The sequence below is a fragment of the Comamonas sp. HJ-2 genome (assembly GCF_053615495.1).
Genome location: NZ_JBSIFD010000001.1, coordinates 99,446 through 120,811 on the forward strand (window position 1 = coordinate 99,446; position 21,366 = coordinate 120,811).

18 protein-coding genes are annotated in these 21,366 nt (G+C 62.9%); 10 read left to right on the forward strand and 8 right to left on the reverse strand.

The genetic code is table 11. The annotated features are described in order from the left end of the window. Positions 1-5: 5 nt before the first annotated feature. Positions 6-962, reverse strand: coding sequence for a site-specific tyrosine recombinase XerD (gene xerD / locus ACWGXF_RS00450; RefSeq protein ID WP_452101626.1), 957 nt, complete (start codon positions 960-962; stop codon positions 6-8). Between the two features lie 162 nt (positions 963-1,124). Between xerD and ACWGXF_RS00455 the strand changes: the two genes are divergently transcribed. Next, positions 1,125-1,370 carry a hypothetical protein gene (locus tag ACWGXF_RS00455; RefSeq protein WP_256629918.1) on the forward strand — a complete coding sequence of 82 codons (246 nt, stop codon included), beginning with the start codon at positions 1,125-1,127 and terminating at the stop codon, positions 1,368-1,370. Positions 1,371-2,044: 674 nt separating this feature from the next. On the opposite strand, the gene ACWGXF_RS00460 is transcribed toward ACWGXF_RS00455, so the two are convergent. Then, positions 2,045-2,263 (reverse strand): DUF4287 domain-containing protein, encoded by a 219-nt coding sequence (locus tag ACWGXF_RS00460; protein ID WP_256629917.1) that lies wholly within the window; start codon positions 2,261-2,263, stop codon positions 2,045-2,047. A 268-nt stretch (positions 2,264-2,531) separates the two neighbouring features. After that, positions 2,532-3,512, reverse strand: coding sequence for a tripartite tricarboxylate transporter substrate binding protein BugE (locus ACWGXF_RS00465; RefSeq protein WP_034359925.1), 981 nt, complete (start codon positions 3,510-3,512; stop codon positions 2,532-2,534). 236 nt (positions 3,513-3,748) lie between these two features. Here ACWGXF_RS00465 and ACWGXF_RS00470 point away from each other — a divergent pair, with 236 nt between their 5' ends. Beyond that, on the forward strand, positions 3,749-4,657 hold the full coding sequence (locus ACWGXF_RS00470; protein ID WP_012837347.1) for an AEC family transporter: 909 nt from the start codon (positions 3,749-3,751) through the stop codon (positions 4,655-4,657). Between the two features lie 56 nt (positions 4,658-4,713). Here the strand turns inward: ACWGXF_RS00470 and queG are convergent, their stop codons facing one another. Further along, complete coding sequence (queG, locus tag ACWGXF_RS00475; protein ID WP_039052318.1) at positions 4,714-5,754, reverse strand: tRNA epoxyqueuosine(34) reductase QueG; 1,041 nt, start codon at positions 5,752-5,754, stop codon at positions 4,714-4,716. A 12-nt stretch (positions 5,755-5,766) separates the two neighbouring features. Here queG and tsaE point away from each other — a divergent pair, with 12 nt between their 5' ends. The 3 genes from tsaE (at position 5,767) to ACWGXF_RS00490 (ending at position 8,211) form a co-directional block, all read left to right on the forward strand. After that, positions 5,767-6,288 (forward strand): tRNA (adenosine(37)-N6)-threonylcarbamoyltransferase complex ATPase subunit type 1 TsaE, encoded by a 522-nt coding sequence (gene tsaE / locus ACWGXF_RS00480; RefSeq protein ID WP_003064470.1) that lies wholly within the window; start codon positions 5,767-5,769, stop codon positions 6,286-6,288. Continuing rightward, positions 6,285-7,811, forward strand: coding sequence for an N-acetylmuramoyl-L-alanine amidase (locus ACWGXF_RS00485; protein WP_256629916.1), 1,527 nt, complete (start codon positions 6,285-6,287; stop codon positions 7,809-7,811). The genes tsaE and ACWGXF_RS00485 overlap by 4 nt, the downstream gene beginning before the upstream one ends. A 184-nt stretch (positions 7,812-7,995) precedes the next feature. Next, positions 7,996-8,211 (forward strand): glycine zipper 2TM domain-containing protein, encoded by a 216-nt coding sequence (locus ACWGXF_RS00490; RefSeq protein WP_003064466.1) that lies wholly within the window; start codon positions 7,996-7,998, stop codon positions 8,209-8,211. Positions 8,212-8,318: 107 nt separating this feature from the next. On the opposite strand, the gene ACWGXF_RS00495 is transcribed toward ACWGXF_RS00490, so the two are convergent. After that, positions 8,319-8,972 carry a DedA family protein gene (locus tag ACWGXF_RS00495; protein ID WP_003064464.1) on the reverse strand — a complete coding sequence of 218 codons (654 nt, stop codon included), beginning with the start codon at positions 8,970-8,972 and terminating at the stop codon, positions 8,319-8,321. A 380-nt stretch (positions 8,973-9,352) separates the two neighbouring features. Between ACWGXF_RS00495 and ACWGXF_RS00500 the strand changes: the two genes are divergently transcribed. The 3 genes from ACWGXF_RS00500 to ACWGXF_RS00510 all read left to right on the forward strand — a co-directional run bounded on the left by ACWGXF_RS00500 (position 9,353) and on the right by ACWGXF_RS00510 (position 12,923). Further along, complete coding sequence (locus ACWGXF_RS00500) at positions 9,353-9,601, forward strand: hypothetical protein (protein WP_003064462.1); 249 nt, start codon at positions 9,353-9,355, stop codon at positions 9,599-9,601. 110 nt (positions 9,602-9,711) lie between these two features. Continuing rightward, a complete protein-coding gene (mutL, locus tag ACWGXF_RS00505; protein WP_452101627.1) occupies positions 9,712-11,949 on the forward strand; it encodes a DNA mismatch repair endonuclease MutL in 2,238 nt (745 codons plus the stop codon). Between the two features lie 98 nt (positions 11,950-12,047). Continuing rightward, complete coding sequence (locus ACWGXF_RS00510; RefSeq protein WP_012837342.1) at positions 12,048-12,923, forward strand: MurR/RpiR family transcriptional regulator; 876 nt, start codon at positions 12,048-12,050, stop codon at positions 12,921-12,923. Positions 12,924-13,022: 99 nt separating this feature from the next. Here ACWGXF_RS00510 and ACWGXF_RS00515 read toward each other — a convergent pair whose 3' ends face one another. Together ACWGXF_RS00515 and ACWGXF_RS00520 are read right to left on the reverse strand one after the other, a co-directional pair. Further along, entirely contained in the window at positions 13,023-13,727 is a 705-nt protein-coding gene (locus tag ACWGXF_RS00515; RefSeq protein WP_427772605.1) for an aspartate/glutamate racemase family protein, read from the reverse strand. Next, positions 13,724-15,217, reverse strand: a complete 1,494-nt coding sequence (locus tag ACWGXF_RS00520) for an MFS transporter (RefSeq protein ID WP_452101628.1) — start codon at positions 15,215-15,217, stop codon at positions 13,724-13,726. Before ACWGXF_RS00520 ends, ACWGXF_RS00515 begins: the two co-directional genes overlap by 4 nt. Before the next feature lie 523 nt (positions 15,218-15,740). Here ACWGXF_RS00520 and gdhA point away from each other — a divergent pair. Further along, positions 15,741-17,087 (forward strand): NADP-specific glutamate dehydrogenase, encoded by a 1,347-nt coding sequence (gene gdhA / locus ACWGXF_RS00525; RefSeq protein ID WP_003064453.1) that lies wholly within the window; start codon positions 15,741-15,743, stop codon positions 17,085-17,087. A 103-nt stretch (positions 17,088-17,190) separates the two neighbouring features. Here the strand turns inward: gdhA and ACWGXF_RS00530 are convergent, their stop codons facing one another. Then, on the reverse strand, positions 17,191-19,896 hold the full coding sequence (locus tag ACWGXF_RS00530) for an HAD-IC family P-type ATPase (protein WP_452101629.1): 2,706 nt from the start codon (positions 19,894-19,896) through the stop codon (positions 17,191-17,193). A 443-nt stretch (positions 19,897-20,339) separates the two neighbouring features. On the opposite strand from ACWGXF_RS00530, the gene ACWGXF_RS00535 reads away from it, so the two are divergent. After that, a complete protein-coding gene (locus ACWGXF_RS00535; RefSeq protein WP_080771282.1) occupies positions 20,340-21,281 on the forward strand; it encodes a Bug family tripartite tricarboxylate transporter substrate binding protein in 942 nt (313 codons plus the stop codon). Positions 21,282-21,366 lie beyond the last annotated feature (85 nt).

Genomic DNA, 21,366 nt, shown 5'->3' on the forward strand with positions numbered 1-21,366 from the left:
GCGGCTCAGCCGCGCGGGTGATGCTCGGCATGCAGGGCCTTGAGCCGCTCACGCGCCACATGGGTGTAGATGGTGGTGGTGGAGATATCGGCATGCCCCAGCAGCATCTGCACCACGCGAAGGTCGGCGCCATGGTTGAGCAAATGGGTGGCAAACGCATGGCGCAGCGTATGTGGCGACAGCGGCGAGTTCACACCTGCAATCTGCGCGCATTTCTTGACGATGACCCAGAACATCACGCGGCTCATGCCCGCACCGCGCTGGGTCACAAACACCTCCTCGGTCTGCTGCCCCCCCAGAATCACGGCACGCGCCTGCTGCAGATAGCGCTCCAGCCAGTGCTGCGCCTCCTGGCCGAACGGCACCAGCCGCTCCTTGCGCCCCTTGCCCGTCACGCGCAGCACGCCCGAGCGCAGGTCCAGCTCATGCATGCACACGCCCACCAGTTCGCTGACGCGCAGACCGCTGGCATACATCAGCTCCAGCATGGCGCGATCGCGCAAGCCCAGCGGGCTGTCCACATCGGGCGCATCGAGCAGGGCCTCCACCTGCTCCTGGGTCAGGGTCTTGGGCATGCGCGGCGGCTGTTTGGCCGCCAGCATGCGCACCGTGGGGTCGGCAGCGATGCGCTTTTCACGCAGCGCCCAGTGAAAATAGCGACGCAACACCGTCAGCCTACGGTTCGAGGAGGTGGCCTTGGTGCCCTCCACACGGGCCGTGAAATAGCCCTGCAGATCGCCTTCCAGCGCAGCATCCAGCGCCTTGGGCGGCTGCAGCCGCGCCAGCCAGCGCGCAGTCGCCGTCAGGTCACGCCGGTAAGCGGACAAGGTATTGCGCGAAAGCCCGTCCTCCAGCAGCAGGGCATCGATGAACTGATCGAGCGCATGCTGGCTCTGCGGCAAGGGCGGCGGCCAGTCATCGGGAATCTGGGACTCGCGGGCTTTTTTGGGGACGTCGGACATGGGGCTAGCGTACACGCTGGTGAAGGCCGTGCAGGTTTGACGGCAGGCCCATGCGATATGGCGCTACTGGTCAGATCGCGGGCCAGAGGCAATCCATACTCGAAGTAGGCCGTGGAGTAAGCTCAGGGAGGACAAACTCAGACTGAAGACGGATTCGGAGACATGGGACGAGAGTACAAAATCAAATTTGTCGTGCCAGGCAATTACGACCCCACTGCGCTGCTTGGAAGGTTGCCAAACCCGAACAATCCAGAAGTGATGGGCGAGGCTTACAGCTACGCGATAGAGCCGGACGGTTTCTATTTCATCGACCACCTGGCGGATCGCACTGTCGCGGCCTTAGCGTTGCAAAGCCTCCTCGATGAGGCGCTTGGGCTCAACGACACTGTCGAGCTCACCCAGCTTTAGCCCATCCACTTCGCCTGCCGTGGCGCAAACGGCCATGAGCCGCCGCTTGGGCCGACCAGAAACGGGCACTCAATGTTGAAGCCGAGCCACAAGCGACAGCTTGCCGATCTGAGCCGGCTTGAGAGACTGCCTGGATCTCGACCGGCTCTCCAGCTCGCGCCGATATGCACGCAGCATCTGGCGCGGGTAGTGACTGCCGCTGGCGAACAGGCTCTGCAGGTACTTCTGGCGCAGATACCTCATATCGAGATCCGATTTTGTAATCCCGCCTTGGCCCGCTTTGACGCTCGTGACCGCATCTTTGTGCAAGGCACAGAAGCCCCCAGACCATCAGCTGATGCGCCTCGCTCCACGCCTTGGCATGAGCTTGTGCAAGCTCCAGCAACCCGGACAGTTGCGGAACGCCAGCCACGAGCTTCCCATCTGAAATCGCCATCCGCGATGGCCAGAACCTCAACGCTTCACGCAGCACCCTCTTGAATTTCATGGCCCGGATGGATATGGAAACCTCATGTCATGCAGACGGCAGCGGTACTCAGTCCGCATCAGGCGCTTGCAGTCCATATTGGATTGGCACTCAACGGAACGGTAGACAGGGATGGAAGCCCGGTTTTTCGGCATATGCACTGCATGGCCATACGACACGCAAGTGAAGCGGCATCGGCCTGAATCATCTAACAAGCGCCGGGCTGTGCCCTATGGTATGCAACAAGCGCGTTCGCATGTCCATGACCGATGCCGTGCTCGAGTTTGAGATGTGCGACCTGCTCCATATGTTTTTTATCGCGCAGCTCATCGAGAATCTTGAGCCAGTGCGTGACCGGCTTTCCATAGGTCTTCTCGATGGAAGGAAAGTAGGACGCGGGTCCTTTGATCTTTTGTTCACTTGCCATGCACACCTCCGATGACTGGATAAAGGATCTGACGCAAAGCACCCGACAAATCGAGCTCAACGCCTTGGACAATGAGCACATTGATGCTTCTTTGGCTTATTCACCCTCACCTGGCCTTGTTTTTGTGTATCGATTGGCTGCTCAGGGCCGAAATCAGCCCACCTCATCGCCCTGTCCCGGCCCTCGCATATAAAAACAAAGCCCGAATGGCCTCAAAGGCAATTCGGGCTTGCGGTATCCGCTACTGCATCGGCAGCAGATCAGCTGCTTAGTCCAGTGTCAGCTTCTGCTTGGCCACGACCTGCTTGTAGGTTTCGAACTCTTCCTTCAGTTCCTTGGCGAATTCCTGAGGAGAGTTGCCCACCACCAGCGAACCGGTGTCTTCGATGCGCTTCTTGACCGCGGGGTCCTGCAATACCTTCTTCACGGCGGCATTGATCTTGTCGACCATGGCCTTGTCCATGCCCTTGGGGCCCAGAATGCCGTAGGAAGCCATGCGATTGACCTGGGGCAGACCCACTTCCTTGAAGGTAGGCACGTCAGGCAGCACGGCCAGACGCTGGGGAGCTGCCACGGCGATGGCCTTGAGGCGGTTGTCCTTGATGAAGGGCAGCGCCGAAGGCAGGTTGTCCAGAATCATGGGGATCTGGCCGGCAACCGCGTCGTTCAGGGCCGGGCCCGCGCCGCGATAAGGCACATGGGTCATCTGGATGCCGGTCAGCGACTTGTACAGCTCCATCAGCATGTGCTGGATGCCGCCCGTACCGGACGAGCCATAGGAGTACTTGCCGGGATTGGCCTTGAGTTCGGCCTCGAAAGCCTTGTAGTTAGCCGCGCCGGGGAACTTGGGGTTCACGGCGATCACATTGGGCGTGGCCGCAATATTGATGATGGGCGTGAAGTCCGTCAGCGGGTTGTAGGGAGTCTTGGGGTTGATGGCCGGATTGGTGGCCATGGTCGACAGCGTGGAAATGCCCAGGTTGTAGCCGTCGGGCTTCTGGCGCGCGGTTTCCTGCGCACCGATGACGCCGCCGCCACCGCCCTTGTTGTCCACCACCACGGACTGACCCAGTTCCTTGCTCAGCGGCTCGGCGATCACACGCGCAATGATGTCGGTCGTGCCGCCTGCGGCAAAGGGCACCAGCAGCTTGATGGGCTTGGTGGGGTAGTTGGCCTCAGCCAACACACCAGTCGAGAAACCTACAGTTGCCAGAGCCATTGTCAGGCCCACGCACATACGACGATTCATGAAGGGGTCTCCTTATGAGTTCTGAAATTAACGGCTGATGGTACGTGCCGCAAAAAACCCGGCACATTCTTGTTAGCCCTGATTTCTCAGTAATTACCCTAGATTCGCACCATTTCCTTGAAGCGCATCAAAGTTCAGCTCGAATGAGCCGAGCGACAACAGTAAGTACTACTACATAGAAACTTGGCGACAGCTTTCTCTCAGCAAACCTATGACCGGCTCTATGCTTACAGGCCGTGAACTATCTAGAACTGCTTTTTCCCGATTTCGCGCTCATCGTGCTGGGCTATGTGCTGTGCCGTTTCACGCCCATCAACCGCAGCGTCTGGCAAGCCGTGGAGCAGCTCGTCTACTACCTGCTGTTTCCGGTGCTGCTGTTTCACTCCATCACGCGCAACCCGATCCAGTGGGGCGACGCCAGCCAATTGCTGGCCGCCGGTGTGCTGGGAGGCCTGCTGGGCATTGCGCTGACCTACAGCCTGCCGCACCTGCCTCTTCTTGGCCGGCGCATCGATGCACGCGGCTATGCGGGAGCCGCGCAAGTGGCGTTTCGCTTCAACTCCTTTATCGCGCTGGCACTGGTTTCGCGCCTGGCGGGTCCTGACGGACTGCTCTATGTCTCGGTGCTGATCGGCGTATCCGTGCCGCTGTTCAATGTGGCCGCCGTCTGGCCCATGACGCGTGGCAGCGACCAGCATTTTGTCGGTCATCTGCTGCGCAATCCGCTGATCATCGCCACCGTCAGCGCCCTGCTGTTCAATGCCGCTGGACTGAAAATTCCGGCCTTGCTGGAAGCCCCCGTGGCACGCATCGGTGCGGCCTCGATCGCACTGGGCCTGATGGCCGCCGGCGCCGGCCTCAAGCTCAGTGCACTGGCCAGCAACAAGCTGCTGGCCAGCGAGTTGCTGCTGATACGCCATGCCATACAGCCGCTGATCGCCTTTGCCATGGTTCAGCTGTTCCACCTCAACCAGCCGCAGGCGATTGCGCTGATGGCGTTCTCCAGCCTGCCTACTGCCTCGTCCTGCTATGTGCTGGCTGTGCGCATGGGCTATGAAGGCTCGTTTGTGGCCAGTCTGGTGTCGCTGTCCACGATGCTGGGCGTGCTCAGCCTGCCCTTCGGGCTCTGGCTGATCGGTATTTGAATTTAATAGCTTCTTGTGCTTACTGGATAAGCGATAGAGGCCAATTTCACTAAAAATCAGGCGCGCTGGGCCAACGCCCAGGCCACATGTTCGGCCACCACGGGGTCGGGATGATCGGCCCGGCTCTGCAGCGCGGCCCTGAGTTCGGGCCTGCCGGTTTCGCGCCAGGCATTGCCCAGGGCCACGGCCACATTGCGCAGCCAGCGTGCATGCCCGATGCGGCGGATGGGACTGCCCTCGGTCACGCGCAAGAATGTGGCTTCATCCCAGGCCAGGAAATGCACCAGCTGCGTGCCGGCCAGTGCGGCGCGGGCGTCGAAGTCAGGCAAGACGCTGGGCTGGGCAAACTTGTTCCAGGGGCAGGCCAGCTGGCAGTCATCGCAGCCATAGATGCGGTTGGCCATCAAGGGCCGCAGTTCCTCGGGAATGCTTCCCGCATGTTCGATGGTCAGATAGGAGATGCAGCGCCGCGCATCGACCTTGTGCGGCGCGATGATGGCGCCCGTGGGACAGGCGTCGATGCAGGACGAGCAGCTGCCGCAGTGCGCCGTGACGGGGACGGTGGGCTCGAGCGCAAAGTCCACATAGATCTCCCCCAGAAAGAACATCGATCCGGCCTCGCGGCTCAGCACCAGGGTGTGTTTGCCGCGCCAGCCCTGGCCGCTGCGGCTGGCCAGCTCGGCCTCCAGCACCGGGGCGGAGTCGGTAAAGGCACGGTGGCCGAACGGGCCTATTTCCTGTGCGATGCGCTCGGCCAGCTTCTGCAGGCGGTTGCGCAGCACCTTGTGATAGTCACGGCCTCTGGCGTAGATGGAGACAATGCCTTCTTCGGGACGCTTGAGCCGATCCCATTCCACGGCCTGCCAGCCGTCCCCGGTCTCGCGCGGCAGATAATCCATGCGCGCGGTAATCACGCTCACCGTGCCGGGAACTAATTCCGCTGGCCGGGCTCGTTTCAAACCATGGGCCTGCATGTAATGCATCTCGCCATGAAACCCTTGCGCCAACCATTGCAGCAAACCGGGTTCTGCCGAGGACAAATCCACGCCCGCCACGCCGATTTGGGAAAATCCCAGCTCGCGAGCCCAGGCTTGCATCAAAGGAACCAATTGACTGCTGCTCAACATACACCCCGAATTGTAGGAAGCGAGCCCACACCGGCGCTGGCGCAGCGCCAGATACTCTGGCAAAGCGAACAGGAAACCGAGCGCTTCGCCCGGCAACTGGCCGCCCTGCCTCAGCTGCGCAACGCCTATGTGACCCTGCATGGCGACCTGGGTGCGGGCAAGACCACGCTGGTGCGCCACTGGTTGCGCGCCCTGGGCGTGCAGGGCCGCATCAAGAGCCCGACCTATGCCGTGGTGGAGCCGCATGAGGCCGGCGATCTCTCGATCTGGCACTTTGACTTCTACCGCTTCGACGATCCGCGCGAATGGGAAGATGCAGGTTTTCGTGACATTTTTGCCAGCGCCGGACTCAAGCTGGCAGAATGGCCTGAAAAGGCTGCAGCGGTTACACCTGTTGCGGATATAGCTATCCATATCGAAGCAATTGACGATGTGCAGCGACAGGTGACGCTCAAGGCCGGCACCCCCGCAGGCTGCACCGTGCTTGAAGCATTGACGGCATGAGCAAAACAACTTCCTCCACGGCTTTTCCCGATCAGCCCCGACTGGATCTCTCCCCGCCAGGCCCTTCCCGACCGGGCCTCTCCCGCCGCAATCTGCTGCAGGCAGGCGGCGTGGTTCTGCTGCTGGGTCGCCAGCATATTGCGCAGGGCGCGAGCATCGTGGCCGTACGCGTCTGGCCCGCACCCGACTACTCGCGCGTCACGCTGGAATCCGATATTCCGCTGACGGCCAAACCGGTCTTCGTGCCCAGCCCGCCGCGCCTGGCCGTTGATATCGAGGGCCTGGATCTGAACCCGGCGCTCAAGGAGCTGGTGGCCAAGGTCCGCTCCGACGACCCCAATATCGCCAGCATCCGCGTCGGCCAGTTTGCACCCGGCGTGGTACGTCTGGTAATCGACCTCAAGCAGGAAGCCAGGCCCCAGGTCTTCACGCTGGCCCCGATTGCTCCCTACAAGCACCGGCTGGTACTGGACCTCTATCCCGCCAAGGCCGTGGATCCGCTGGAAGCCCTGATCAGCGAGCGCCTGCGCGATGCCGGCAGCACGGCCGCCGCGCCGGCTGCGAACCATCCCGCCATTACGACGCCGCCCCCGGCGGCGATTGCCACAGCGCCCCAGGCCGACCCCCTGGGTGACCTCATTGCCCAGCGCAACCAGCGCCCCAGCACTCCAGCACCGGCTCCCGCGGTGATTGCACAGGCTCCGGCACCGGCTCCCGTGCCGCCACCACCGGCTCCCGCGCCACGCCCGGCACCGGCCCCCAGGCCTGCACCCAATATTGCCACCTCGCAAAGCACGGACCGCATCATCATCGTGGCACTGGACCCCGGCCATGGCGGCGAAGACCCCGGCGCCACCGGTCCCAGCGGCCTGCGTGAAAAAGACGTGGTGCTCAAGGTCGCCCATCTGCTGCGCGAGCGCATCAACAACTCGCGCATCGGCGGCAGCCCCATGCGCGCCTTCATGACGCGCGATGCCGACTTCTTCGTGCCCCTGGCCACACGCGTGGAAAAAGCCCGCCGTGTCCAGGCCGATCTGTTCATCAGCATCCATGCCGATGCCTTCACCACCCCGGCAGCGCGCGGTGCCAGCGTGTTTGCGCTCAGCGAACGCGGCGCATCGAGCACGGCCGCCCGCTGGCTGGCCAACAAGGAAAATCAGGCCGACCTGGTGGGCGGCCTGAACGTGGGCGGACTGCAGGACCAGCATGTGCAGCGCATGCTGCTGGACATGAGCACCACGGCCCAGATCAAGGACAGCCTCAAGCTGGGCACTTCGCTGCTGGGCGAGATCGGCAGCATGGCCAAGCTGCACAAGGCCCGCGTGGAGCAGGCCGGCTTTGCCGTGCTGAAGGCCCCCGACATTCCCAGCGTGCTGGTGGAAACGGCCTTCATCAGCAACCCCGAGGAGGAAGCCAAGCTGGCCTCTGCCGCCTACCGCGAGCAACTGGCCGATGCGCTGATGACGGGCATACGCAAGTACTTCGCCCACAACCCGCCCCTGGCGCGCAGCCGATCGGTTTAAGTGTGTGCTTACACAAAACCACCGTGCTGGCTGTCAGCCGACAAGCCGGCTTGATGACAGTCGCCAAGCCTGAATGACACAGGCTTGGCCCTCTCTCCTACCTGAAAGCCAGGGCAAAAGGTTCAAGATCAGGACATGTTCTTATGAAAGCTGGCCTCTAGGGCAGCTGTACAGGAGAGACCTCATGAAACTGCGAACTCTTGCCATCACCGTGTCTGCAGCCTTCACGCTTGCCATGGCAGGCTGCTCCACCTCGCCCACCAATGCCCAGATCGGCACCGGTGTCGGCGCCGTCGCTGGCGGCGTGGTCGGTGATGCACTGTTTGGTTCCACTTTGGGCACCGTAGGCGGTGCCGCGGCAGGCGCGCTGATCGGCAACGAGGTAGGCAAGCGCAAATAAACGCCTCGATGCGATCTGAATGCCAAAAAAGAAGCCCCGGCATGCCGGGGCTTCTTTTTTGGGTCAGCGCTTTTCCGGTCGGGGCAAAGCGCTGGCAAGAGCGCGGATCAGGCGGTCCTGGCCTTTTCGGCCTTGCCGGCGCGCCAGGCACCGAAGATGGCGATCAGGCCCGGCACCAGGATCAGACCCCAGATGATTTTTTCAAGATTGTTCTTCACCCATTCCATATTGCCGAAGAAGTAGCCTGCGGCGCTGATGCCCACCACCCAGAGCACGGCTCCCACGACATTGAACAGGCTGAACTTGGCGCGGCTCATATGAGCCACACCGGCCACGAAAGGTGCAAAGGTGCGGATGAAAGGCATGAAGCGCGCAAGAATGATGGTCACGCCGCCATAGCGCTCATAGAAGTTGTGGGCCTGGTCAAAAGCCTTGCGGTTGAACCAGCGCGAGTCCTCCCACTGAAACACCTTGGGGCCCAGGTAGCGGCCTATCGTGTAATTGCTCTGGTCGCCCAGGATGGCTGCTGCCAGCAGCACCACCACCGCCAACGGGTAGCTCATGTAGCCGGCTCCGCACAGCGCGCCGACGATGAACATCAGCGAGTCACCGGGCAGGAAAGGCATGACCACCACACCGGTTTCGACAAACACGATGATGAACAGCAAGGCATACACCCAGGGCCCATAGGCCACGACAAAGGCTTCCAGATGCTTGTCGATATGCAGGATGAAGTCGATCAGAAACTGAATGATTTCCAAAACACGGTCCTCAAAAATGGATTGGCATACCGGCGTATGCCGGCCAGTAATGTACTGCGCCCCCAAAGCCCGCAGACGCTCCACCCTTTGCTGTAGTGCCATGTTTTTGAGAGCAAACTCACAGCTGCTTGCAGACTGCAACAAGGCCGGCCTTTTAATGCTGGTTTGTTACAAGTTTTGATAAAACTAAACGTCAACAATACGTCAGCTTGCCATTTCTGCTGGCACAGTAGAGATGTGTCGCCGCAAGCCGTGCATTGCAAATCACGACATCGGCCCCTGGCCAACAAAGTCCGGCATCTCCAGCCTCCCGCATGTGCAGGAGTGGGCACAGAGACCAGACCGCTTTCCATAACTAGCACGACGAGAGGAATACGAACATGAAGACATTCACAATGCGCTATGGCAAGGCCCTGACTCTGGCAGCCGCACTGACCGGCGCCCTGGCACTGGGCGGCTGCGCCCATGGCCCCAGCCGTCAGCAAGTCGGTATCGGCGCAGGTGCCGTGGCCGGCGGTGCAGTGGGCAACGTGCTGTTTGGCGGCCCCGTGGGTACCATCGGCGGTGCTGCCGCCGGTGCGCTGATCGGTAACGAACTGACCAAGGGCGGCTACCGCCACCGCCACTAAGCCCTGCGCCCACGGACTGAACAAAGAGCTGCCAGAAATATTCCGGCGGCTCTTTGTGTTTTCGCCCTTCAAAAAACTCACTTCCCGGCCGGTTTGTACAGCCGCCTAGAATGGTTGCCGTGAACGCAACCAGCCCCGAACTCTCCCCCTCCCCTACCGAAACCGCCGACCAGGCTGCCCCCGTGCGCCGGCCGATTCGCGACCTGCCCGACGAGCTGATCAGCCAGATCGCTGCCGGCGAGGTGGTCGAGCGCCCCGCCTCCGTGGTGCGCGAACTGGTGGACAACGCTCTGGACTCGGGCGCAGCCCAGATCACCGTGCGCCTGCTGGCTGGCGGTGTGCGCCTGATTGCGGTCGAAGACGACGGCTGCGGCATCCCGCGCGACGAGCTGCCCGTGGCCCTGCGCCGCCATGCCACCAGCAAGATCAGCGATCTGCACGATCTGGAAACCGTGGCCACCATGGGCTTTCGCGGCGAGGCACTGGCCGCCATTGCCTCGGTATCGGAAACCTCCATCTTCTCGCGCCCCGCAGGTCAGGACTCGGCCTATCTGCTGGATGCACGCAGCGGCGAGCTGCGCCCCGCCGCACGCAACCAGGGCACGACCGTAGAGGTCAAGGAGTTGTTCTTCTCCACGCCCGCGCGTCGCAAATTCCTCAAGACCGATGCCACCGAGCTCGCGCATTGCATAGAGTCCGTGCGTCGCCATGCACTGGCTCGCCCCGATGTGGGCTTTGCCATCTGGCATGAAGGCAAGCTCGTCGAGCAATGGCGCGCTGCCGGCAGCACGCCCGACGAAGCCTTGTCGCGCCGCCTGGCCGATGTGCTGAACGACAAATTTGTCGACAACTCGGTCGCCGTCGATCACTGGGCCGGCCCCGTCCACGTCACAGGCCGCGCCGGCATCCCGGACGCGGCGCGCTCGCGTCCCGACCAGCAGTTCTGCTATGTCAATGGCCGCTTTGTGCGCGACAAGGTATTGACACATGCGGCCCGCTCTGCCTACGAGGACGTGCTGCATGGCAACAAACAGCCGGTCTACGCGCTCTACATAGAGATCGACCCCGCGCGTGTGGATGTGAACGTGCACCCCACCAAGATCGAGGTGCGTTTTCGCGACAGCCGCGAAGTCCACCAGGCGGTGCGCCACGCGATCGAGAACGCGCTGGCCACGCCGCGCGCCGCAGCCGTGGTCGAGGCGGCGGCCCAGGAAGCCGCACGCCAGCCCGGCCTGATCGACGAGAGCACTGCCACGCCTGTGGCTGCCAAATCGGCGAACAAGCCCGCCGCAGCCCCGGCCTGGCCACAAACCCGCATGAGCTTTGGCGAACCCGCCATCGGCAACCCCGTGCGCGATCTGGCCAAGCTCTGGGAGCCCATGCGCGAAGCCACTGCGGAAGCCGCACCCGCGCCCCAGATGGCAACTGCGGCACCAGCCCCAGCGAACGCCACGCCCGCGACGCCTGAATCGGCCACCGGCGCGACCACGATCACCAACACCACGGCCATGCCAAGCCCCGTGCCTCAGCCCGAGGACGAAGGCATCAGGCTGCGCCCTTCGGGCCAGTCCAGCTACTTTCAGCGAAAAGCGCCTGCACCCCAGATGCAGGAAGCACCAGCCGCTACGGAGATCGTTGTCAATGCTGCAGCTGCAGCCCCGGTCGAACCTGCTGCTGCCACGCACACTGCCGAACATGACGCAGCGCCAGCAACGCAACCACCCGTGACGGCTGCGGCAGACAATACTCCCGTCTGGCCGCTGGGCCGGGCCGTGGCCCAGCTGCATGGCGTCTATATCCTGGCCGAGAACAGCCAGGGCATGGTCATCGTGGACATGCATGCCGCCCATGAGCGCATCGTCTACGAGCAGCTCAAGAATGCCGTGAATACGGAAAATGGCGACCAGCAGATTCCCAGCCAGCCGTTGCTGATTCCCGCCACCTTTGCCGCCACGCCCGAGGAAGTCGCCACGGCCGAGGCCCATGCAGAGACCTTGCTGACCCTGGGCATGGAAGTCTCGCCCTTCTCGCCCAAGACCCTGGCCGTGCGCGCCGTGCCGGCCACGCTGGCCCAGGGCGATGCCGTGGAGCTGGCGCGCAGCGTGCTGGCCGAACTGGCCCAGCATGACGCAAGCACCGTGGTGCAGCGCGCGCGCAACGAGATTCTGGCCACCATGGCCTGCCACGGCGCGGTGCGCGCCAACCGCAAGCTCACGCTGGACGAGATGAATGCACTGCTGCGCCAGATGGAGGTGACCGAGCGCTCCGACCAGTGCAACCATGGCCGCCCCACCTGGCGTCAGCTCAGCATGAAGGAGCTGGATGCGCTGTTTCTGCGCGGGCGCTGACGGCAGCTCGGCAATGGCCGCCAAATAGCCGCTACATTGCCAATATCGACCAAAACAGCGGGCCGGCAGATCAGCGGGCCCGCCTGCCATCCGCCGTCATGAACCCCAGCTCCTCCACCCCGGAACCCGCCGAATCCCATTCCTTCATCGCCCGCGTGCGTGCGGCCCTGCCGCAGCTGCCGCCCTCGGAGCGGCGACTGGCTGAATTCCTGCTGGATTTTCCCGGCAATCTGTCGAGCTATGCGGCGGCCGAGATGGCCAAGCTCACGGGGGTCTCGAATGCCACGGTCACACGCTTCATACAGCGGCTGGGCTATGAGGGCTACGAGGATGCACGCCGCCATGCCCGCGCCCAGGGCGATAACGGCTCACCACTGTTTCTGGCTGCCGCATCGGCCCAGGGCCGGCCCACGGCGGATGTGATTGCCACCCATCTGCGCCAGGCCTCGGAGAATCTGGCTGTCACCATAGGACAGATCTCGGCACAGCAGCTCGAGGACATCGCCCTGGCCCTGATCGGCGCGCGCCAGCTGTTCTTTGTCGGCTATCGCCAGAACCGCAACTTTGCCGCCTATCTGCGCTGGCAGCTGCTGCAGGCACTGGAGATGCCCAGCCAGGTCATTCCCGGCGCCGGCGAGACCCTGGGCGAATACGCGGCCCAGATCGGCGAAAACGATGTCGTGGTGATCTTTGCCCTGCGCCGCAGCGTGCGCGTGGTCAGCGAGTTCGCGCGCCAGGCCAGGCTGCTGGGTGCCCGCCTGATCTGCATCACCGACCATGCCAGCCCGGCCCCCGAGGCGGACTGGCTGCTGCGCGTGCAGACCTCGGCCCCGGGACCGCTGGACAATCACACGGCGCTTTTCATGCTCTGCCACCTGATTGCCACGGCTACCTTGCAGCAAAGCGGCCAGCCGGGTCGCAGACATATGGCGGCCATCGAGACCAGCCACGATGCGCTGGACGAGATGCTATGAAATCAAAAGCTTGTTGCGCTTGTTATTCATAGATTTCAGATACTTTTCAATCTGAAACACATGAATGACTGGCGGTATAAGCTCTTGAATCAATAGCGATCAGCTGGCGACAGCGAACGACAGGCCGGCCAGCGCCGCCTGCATCGCGGCCACCACGGGCGACAGCACCGGCACCTCAAAGCGCGGCGCCAGCCACAGCGCGGCTTCGGACAACGGGCCACCGCCGATCACCACGGCCTGCGCGCCATCGCGCTGCACGCATTGGGCCACGGCATCGCCCAGGCGCTCGCACTGCAAGGCCGGGTCCGCGGCCAGCGCCAGCGGCTCGCCCTGGGCAATGCGGGTGCCGCAGAACCAGGGCGTCAGGCCCAGCGCCGCGACCGAGGCGGCAATCGAAGCCTCCAGCCCCGGCGTGGTCGTCGCAATGCCAAAGTGGCGCGGGCGGCCCTGCTCATCTCTAGCGGCCTGCAGCATGGCGGCTTCGCCTATGCCGAAGGCGGCAACCCGCTCCGGCAGGGCCGCACGCAGCAGCTCCAGCCCCGGATTGCCGAAGGCGGCCACGATGATGGCCCGGCCGGCCTGGCTGTCATCGCCCTGGGCAAAGCCCAGGCCCAGCCGCAGCACCTCCTGCTCGGCGATCTTCAGTCCCGCCTCGTCGGTAATCATGGCCGCTCCCCGCCCGGCCGTCGCGCCGTGCAGCAGCACGCCGGGCGGCAGACAGGCCCGCGCCTGTCTGAGCATCAGCGCCGTGGTCTGCTGCGAGGTATTGGGGTTGATCAGCAGAATATGCATGCCAGCCTTCATGCCGTGCGCTCCTGGCCAGCAGCGACCGCGCCTGCAGCGGCAGACTCCTGCTCGGCATGAGATTCTCCGCCCGCGCCTTCCTCGATGGAGCGACCAAAGGTCTCGGGGGCAAACTGAACGGCAATCGCAAAGATGAAATACATGGCCGCGATCATGCCGAACATTCCGGAGACGCCGTGCAGGTCGAACATCTTGCCCGCCAGCACCTGGGACATGGCGCCGCCAATCGTGCCCAGCGCCAGCAGGAAGGAGGTTCCCAGCGCACGGATGCGCGTGGGGTAGAGCTCGGGCGCAAAGATCCAGATGGAGGTGTTGAGCGTCAGCACGCAGAACTGGAACAACGCACCGCAGACCAGGATCATGGCCACGCTATCGGTGAAGTTGCCGAACGCCAGCCCCGCCAGACAGGCGGCAATCGCCCCTACCGTCAGCACCCGCTTGCGCGGAAAGTAATAGCCCATGGTCGATGCCGCGATCGCCCCAAGCAGACTGCCCATCTGCATGACGATGGTGAAGCTGAAGCTCTTGGTGATGGAATAGCCCTGGGCGACCAGAATCGTCGGCATCAGCGTGAGCACCGAGAGCTGCGCGCCAAACGTCATCCACGAAGCCAGGCCCACGGCAAGCGTGCGCCGCGCATAGCCGCCCCTGAAGATGTCGATGAAGGAGCTGCGCTGCACGGTCTGAGCGGCAGCCGTCTGCTCTTGTGCGCTGCCTGGGGTGATGAACTCGCGCAACTCGTACTGCGCATTGGCCAGCTTGCCGGCCGCCAGCATGCTCAGCACCTGATTGGCTTCCTCGACCCGTCCCTTGGAGAGCAGAAAGCGCGGCGTCTCCGGCACGAAGCGGCGGTAGAACACGATGAAGATGGCCGGCATGACCAGGCAACCGAACAGCCAGCGCCAGGAATCATCGCCCGGGAACAGCGTGAACACGCCCAGCGCGAACGCAGGCGCCAGCATATTGCCCAGACCGCCGCCGCCCACATTGATGAGACCAACTGCCGTGCCGCGAAAGCGGGCCGAGCAGAACTCCGCCAGCATGGTCACGGCCGTGGTGATTTCTCCGCCCAGACCAAAGCCCACGATGGCACGCGCCACGGCGAGGAAAGCGTAATCGGGTGCCAGTGCGCAGCCGAAGGCACCCAGCGTGAACAGCGCCAGGTTCACATTGAGCATGAAGCGCCGCCCCATGCGATCGGCCAGGTAGCCCGACAGCAGACGCCCCATGGCGGCGGCAAAGAAAGTGATGGTGTTGAGAAAGGCAATGTCCGTCGCATCCAGCCCCCATTGCAGGCGCAGCAGGGGGCCGACCAGGCCGACCGCGTTCTGTTCGAACACATCGAAGAGCACGCCGCAGACCACCAGAAAGATGATGCTTTTGTGCGAGCGCGTCACGCCGATCTGGTTGAGCGCATTTTCCAGTTGCTGCATCTGCGCCGCACTGGCTTTGCCTGACGCCGAGGGCGTCACGGGGATCTCACCTGCCATATCCATCTCCTGTGTGCTGATGACCGCCCAGGCGCTGGGCCGTAAGCCGGGTTTGAAATTAATTTTTCACATTTAAAGTTATGAAAACATTTTTTCAAATCCATGTTTACCCAGCCCCGATGCTTGTGAAAGAGGCCATCCCCAGACTCATATGACTGCCGTGATGAAAAAACAATTTCACAACTGCAGATTCCGTGCCTGAAATCACATGCACCACAGTGGTGCTAACACAGATAAGACAGGGCGAACGCATGAGGCCGGCCGTCACGCAACGAAAACACTTGTGCGACAGGCCGCAAAAATGTTTTTACGACACCGGAATGAAAAATCCTTTACTTCAAATGCACCATCCAAGTGCCTGAAAACTAAGAATAAATACGGCAGCAATGTTCCAAATTCGGGCATGAGCGCACCAGAATTGCGCTCTCATGCACCGAATCCATGCATGACGGCATAACTTTTTGGCATAATTTTGGTTTCGCGAGTTTCAGCGCATTCCTCTGTCCCTGTCAGAAAGTTCTCTATGAAGTACGAGTCCGTAGGCCAATTCCTGGAAGAAGTGGCACAACGCAACCCCGGTCAGCCCGAATTCCTGCAAGCCGTCACCGAAGTGATGGAAAGCCTGTGGCCCTTCATCGAGAAGAATCCCAAGTACGCCGAGCACGCCCTGCTGGAGCGCCTGGTCGAGCCCGAGCGCATCATCCAGTTCCGCGTGAGCTGGACTGACGACAAGGGCCAGGTGCAGGTGAACCGCGGCTTCCGCATCCAGCACAGCATGGCCATCGGCCCCTTCAAGGGCGGTCTGCGCTTCCACCCCTCGGTCAACCAGTCCGTGCTGAAGTTCCTGGCTTTCGAGCAGACCTTCAAGAACGCACTGACCACGCTGCCCATGGGCGGCGGCAAGGGCGGCTCCGACTTCGACCCCAAGGGCAAGAGCCCTGCCGAAGTCATGCGCTTCTGCCAGGCTTTCGTATCCGAGCTGTTCCGCCACGTGGGTCCCGACACCGATGTGCCCGCAGGCGACATCGGCGTGGGCGGCCGTGAAGTGGGCTACATGGCCGGCATGTACAAGAAGCTGTCGAACACTGCGGCTTCCGTGTTCACCGGCAAGGGCCTGTCCTTCGGCGGCTCGCTGATCCGCCCCGAAGCCACCGGCTACGGCACCGTCTACTTCGCCCGTGAAATGCTGGCCACTCGCGGCCAGTCCTTTGAAGGCAAGACCGTGTCCGTGTCCGGTTCGGGCAATGTGGCTCAGTACGCCGTGGAAAAGGCCATGGAACTGGGCGCCAAGGTCGTGACCGTGTCCGACTCCTCGGGCACCGTGTACGACGCTGCAGGTTTCACCACCGAAAAGCTGGCCATCCTGATGGACGTGAAGAACCACAAGTACGGCCGCGTCAGCGACTACGCCAAGCTGGTTTCCGGCGTGGAATTCCTGGCCGGCAAGAGCCCCTGGTCCATCAAGGTGGACGTGGCCCTGCCTTGCGCCACTCAGAATGAACTGAACGAAGCCGATGCCAAGACCCTGATCGCCAACGGCGTGCTGTGCGTGGCTGAAGGCGCCAACATGCCCTCCACCAACGAAGCCGCCCGCGCCTTCGAAGCTGCCGGCGTGCTGTACGCCCCCGGCAAGGCATCCAACGCCGGTGGCGTGGCCACTTCGGGTCTGGAAATGTCGCAAAACTCGGCCCGCCTGTCCTGGCCCGCTGAGGAAGTGGATGCCCGTCTGCTGCAAATCATGCAAAGCATCCACGCTGCTTGCGTGAAGCACGGCAAGCGCGAAGACGGCACCATCAGCTACATCGACGGCGCCAACATCGCCGGCTTTGTGAAGGTGGCCGACGCCATGCTGGCACAAGGCGTGATCTGAGCGTCAGGCGCTCGTCACTCGCAGGAAAGGCCCTTCGGGGCCTTTTTTTATGCCCTCGGCCAGGTGATGAAACGGCTGCTTGAATGCCTGCGTGCACAGCGCTCTAGGCCCGCACGCCCAGTTTCATCCAGCGTATCAAGAACTTCTCGACCTCCAGCAACAGCAGCAGGGCAACACCCAGCCCTATCGCCAGCAGTCCGGCCGCCAGGTCGACAGGACGGCTGTCGAACAGTGCCTGCATGGGCGGGGTGTAGGTGAACAGCAGTTGCACCAGGGTGACGCCGGCCACGCCCAGCAGCACCGCCGGGGTGCCCAGGACGCCGCGCAGGCTCAGCGAGGTTCCCTGCGTGTAGCGCACGCTGAACAGATAGAAGATCTCCATGATCACCAGCGCATTGACCACGATGGTGCGAGCCAGTTCGACCGAGTCACCGCGGCGCAGCGACCACTCGAACATGCCGAAGCAGCCCAGCGCGAACAGCACCGAGACCAGGGCGACGCGCCACAGCAGATAGGGCTGCAGCAATTGCTCGTCCGGCGAGCGCGGCTTGCGCTGCATCAGCGTGGGCTCGGGCGGCTCGAAGGCCAGCGTCAGGCCCAGGGCCACGGCGGTGACCAGATTGACCCAGAGAATCTGCACCGGAGTGACGGGCAGGGACAGGCCCAGCAGAATCGCCGCGACGATGACAATCGCCTGACCGCCGTTGGTCGGCAAGGTCCAGGCAATGACCTTGCGCAGGTTTTCGTAGACGGTGCGCCCTTCCTTGACGGCGGCGACGATGGTGGCGAAGTTGTCGTCGGCCAGCACCATGCCCGCGGCCTCCTTGGCGGCAGCCGTGCCGGTGATGCCCATGGCCACACCGATGTCTGCACGCTTGAGTGCCGGTGCGTCGTTGACGCCGTCACCGGTCATGGCGATGACGCTGCGATCTGCCTGCAGGGCCTGCACCAGGCGCAGCTTGTGTTCCGGACTGGTACGGGCGAATACCGTGGAGGCTCTGGCCACGTCGATCAACTGGGCATCGTTGAGCCCGTCCAGCTCATGGCCTGAAGTGACTCGGATGGTGTCGGCCAGCGCCAGTTCCCTGGCGATGGCGGCAGCGGTGGCCGCATGATCGCCGGTAATCATCTTCACGGCAATTCCGGCGCTGCGGCATTCGCGCACGGCCTCCTTTGCCGATTCTCGCGGCGGATCTATCATGCCCAGCACGCCAAGCAGGGTCAGATCCCTGACGTCGGCCATGTCCACCCTGTCCTTTGCATCCTCGGGCGCGAAGCTGGCCAGACCCAGCACGCGATAGCCTTTGGCCGCCAGGGCATCGACCTGCTCCAGCCAATAGGCTGCATCCAGCGCCTGCACGCCTTCAGCGCCCTGCTGGTCGCGGCACATGGCAAGAACCTGCTCCGGAGCCCCTTTGACGAAAACCACGGCTGGAGCATCAACGGGGCGGTGCAGAGTGGCCATGTAGCGGTGGACAGCATCAAAGGGAACTTCGTCGAATCGGCGCCAGTCCTGACGCAGGCGCTCCACATCCAGACCGGCGCGCGCGGCCAGCGTCACCAACGCGCCTTCCATGGGATCGCCTTCGACTGTCCAGGCCGTACCTTCGGCATGTCTTACATGGGCGTCGTTACAAAGTGCCGCCCCCGTGGCGAAGTGCAGCAGCTGCGGATGCAGCGCAGGCTCGATCTCCTCGCCCGCCAGGGTGAAACACCCCTGGGGCGCATAGCCCTCGCCTTCTATGTCGAAGCGGGAACCGGGCAGCACCACGGCGCGCACGCTCATTTCGTTGCGTGTCAATGTGCCGGTCTTGTCGGAGCAGATGACCGAGACGGCGCCCAGTGTTTCAACCGCCGGCAGACTGCGCACGATGGCATAGCGTGCGGCCATGCGCTGCACGCCAATGGCCAGCGCTATGGTCATGACCACGGGCAGGCCTTCGGGGATGGCCGATACGGCAATGCCCACCACAGCGATAAAGGCGTCGGCTATGTCGTAGTCGCGCACCCACAGCGCAAAGCAGAACATCAGCGCGGACAGGCTCAGTATGGTGATGGTGAGCTGGCGCGCGAAACGGTCCATCAGCCGCGTCAGCGGGGTGGCCAGTGTCTGCACCGAACCCAGCATGGTGCTGATCAGGCCCAACTCGGTACGCGGGCCCGTGGCCACCACCACGCCCAGGCCTTGCCCCGCGGCAACCAGGGTGCCGGAGTAGGCCATGGAAAAGCGGTCGCCGAGAGCGGCATCGACAGCCACCGGATCGGCCGACTTGTCGACGGCCACCGATTCCCCCGTCAGCATGGCCTCGTCCAGCTTCAGGCTGCTGGCGCGCAGCAGGCGCAGATCGGCCGGGACGCGATCGCCAGCCTCAAGCAGCACGCAGTCGCCGGCGACAAGTTCCTCGGCCGGCACCGCCATGCGCAAGCCATCGCGCAGCACATTGGCGCGACTGGAAACCATGGCCTTCACGGCGTCCAGAGCCTTCTCGGCACGGCCTTCCTGCACGAATCCGAAGACCGCATTGATCAGCACCACCGCGAGGATGACCCCCGTATCGACCCAATGCTGCAGCAAGGCGGTGACCACGGCCGAGCCCAGCAGCACATAGATCAGCAAATTGTTGAACTGCGACAGAAAGCGCGCCAGCATGCTGCGCGAAGCGGCAGCAGGCAGGGCATTGGGCCCTTGCTGCTGCAAGCGCTCGCGGGCCTCTCCAGAGCTCAGCCCGGCGGCAGTCGATTGCAATTGAGCGAGTACGGTATCGGTAGCCAACGCGTGCCAGGCGGCAACGCGGTTCTGTTCCTGCATCTGAGACTCCCTGACGATTCAACTGAAACGCTTGTGAGCCGGATCTGTGCCCGGTTGGCTGGCTGCCGCGGAGAACGCGCCGTTGCGGGGTATGCGCTGGGCAGGCCTTGCCACTGACTATAAGCAGGAATATCGATCATTGATTGACTGCAACGGGCTGATTGCCCCCGCCAGCCAACACTGCAGCGCAATCGGACTTTCAAGCTCGGCAGTGCGCCCTGCAGCTGGTTCAGCCAGCCCTACCGGCGCGAGGCACCGGCTAAAAATCATATGAAGCACTGGTTTTCATGGATTCCTATTCACACTGAATCTCATGACAATCAATTAAATTTTGTTGAGCAATTCAACACCAATCACTGAATCAACCTTCACCACAAATAATTGTGGAACTTATGAATCCAGACCGCGCCACTCTTTCCCGCCGACTTTGCATTGCCTGTGCCATGACCAGCCTGTTCGCAGGCGCGGTGCAGGCACAGGATGTCTATCCCAGCAAGCCCATCCGGATCGTGATTGGCTATGCCCCGGGCGGCTCTGTCGACATGGTCGGCCGCGTGGTCGGGGACATACTGGCCAGGCAGTTGAACGCCACCGTCGTGGTGGAGAACGTGCCGGGTGCCGCAGGCGTGGTGGGTGCGCAGCGCGTGGTCTCGGCCAAGCCCGACGGCTACACCTTGCTGGCCGGCTCCAGCAACGAAATGGCGGGCACCAAGTTTGTGAATGCCGCGCAGAAGTACGATCCGGCTGTGGATCTGACCCCGGTGAGCCTGACCGCCCAGGCCCCCAATCTGTGGGTGGCCGGTGCGCATGTTCCTGTCAAAACCGTGGATGACTTCGTCAAACTGGCCAAGGCCAACCCCGGCAAATACAGCTACGGCAGCCCCGGCATTGGCTCGACGCCGCATTTTTCGGGAGAGCTGATCAAGAAGACTGCGGGTGTCTACCTGGTTCACATCCCCTACAAGGGCTCTCCCGCCATGACCAGCGATCTGGGCGGCGGCAACCTGGACTTCGCCATCCTCTCGCCAACCGCTGCCGCCCCGCTGGCGCAGTCCGGAAAGATCCGGATTCTGGGCGCCACCACGGCCACCCGCATCGCCACGCTCAAGGAGGTACCGGCGCTGGCAGAACACCCCGCGCTCAAGGGCTATGCCTTGAGCGGCTGGTTTGCTTTGGCTGCCCCCAAGGGCCTGCCTCCGGAAGTGCTGGCCAAGCTGCAAAAAGCGATACAGACAGGTCTCGCCGATCCGGCCATCCGCCAGAAGCTGGAAGCAGCGGGAACCCCGCCCGCCAAGGGCAATGAAAGCCTTGCCCAGGTGATGCGCACCGACATGGACAAATACGCCGAGCTGGTGAAGTTCGCGAGGATCACGGGCGACAACTAAAGCGGCGGCCTGCAGCGCCATATGGTTTCCTGCCCGCAGGGCCTTGCATCACCGCGCCCGGGTTTGTTTTCGGCGCCCCTGCGAC

Bases quoted from the DNA above. Each gene is read 5' to 3' on its own strand.
- ACWGXF_RS00490 (WP_003064466.1), top strand. From the start codon at position 7,996: ATGAAACTGCGAACTCTTGCCATCACCGTGTCTGCAGCCTTCACGCTT.
- xerD (WP_452101626.1), bottom strand. From the start codon at position 962: ATGTCCGACGTCCCCAAAAAAGCCCGCGAGTCCCAGATTCCCGATGAC.
- ACWGXF_RS00515 (WP_427772605.1), bottom strand. From the start codon at position 13,727: ATGAAGGCTGGCATGCATATTCTGCTGATCAACCCCAATACCTCGCAG.
- ACWGXF_RS00500 (WP_003064462.1), top strand. From the start codon at position 9,353: ATGAAGACATTCACAATGCGCTATGGCAAGGCCCTGACTCTGGCAGCC.
- mutL (WP_452101627.1), top strand. From the start codon at position 9,712: ATGGTTGCCGTGAACGCAACCAGCCCCGAACTCTCCCCCTCCCCTACC.
- ACWGXF_RS00455 (WP_256629918.1), top strand. From the start codon at position 1,125: ATGGGACGAGAGTACAAAATCAAATTTGTCGTGCCAGGCAATTACGAC.
- ACWGXF_RS00465 (WP_034359925.1), bottom strand. From the start codon at position 3,512: ATGAATCGTCGTATGTGCGTGGGCCTGACAATGGCTCTGGCAACTGTA.
- ACWGXF_RS00485 (WP_256629916.1), top strand. From the start codon at position 6,285: ATGAGCAAAACAACTTCCTCCACGGCTTTTCCCGATCAGCCCCGACTG.
- queG (WP_039052318.1), bottom strand. From the start codon at position 5,754: ATGCAAGCCTGGGCTCGCGAGCTGGGATTTTCCCAAATCGGCGTGGCG.
- ACWGXF_RS00535 (WP_080771282.1), top strand. From the start codon at position 20,340: ATGACCAGCCTGTTCGCAGGCGCGGTGCAGGCACAGGATGTCTATCCC.
- ACWGXF_RS00520 (WP_452101628.1), bottom strand. From the start codon at position 15,217: ATGGCAGGTGAGATCCCCGTGACGCCCTCGGCGTCAGGCAAAGCCAGT.
- ACWGXF_RS00530 (WP_452101629.1), bottom strand. From the start codon at position 19,896: ATGCAGGAACAGAACCGCGTTGCCGCCTGGCACGCGTTGGCTACCGAT.
- ACWGXF_RS00510 (WP_012837342.1), top strand. From the start codon at position 12,048: ATGAACCCCAGCTCCTCCACCCCGGAACCCGCCGAATCCCATTCCTTC.
- gdhA (WP_003064453.1), top strand. From the start codon at position 15,741: ATGAAGTACGAGTCCGTAGGCCAATTCCTGGAAGAAGTGGCACAACGC.
- ACWGXF_RS00460 (WP_256629917.1), bottom strand. From the start codon at position 2,263: ATGGCAAGTGAACAAAAGATCAAAGGACCCGCGTCCTACTTTCCTTCC.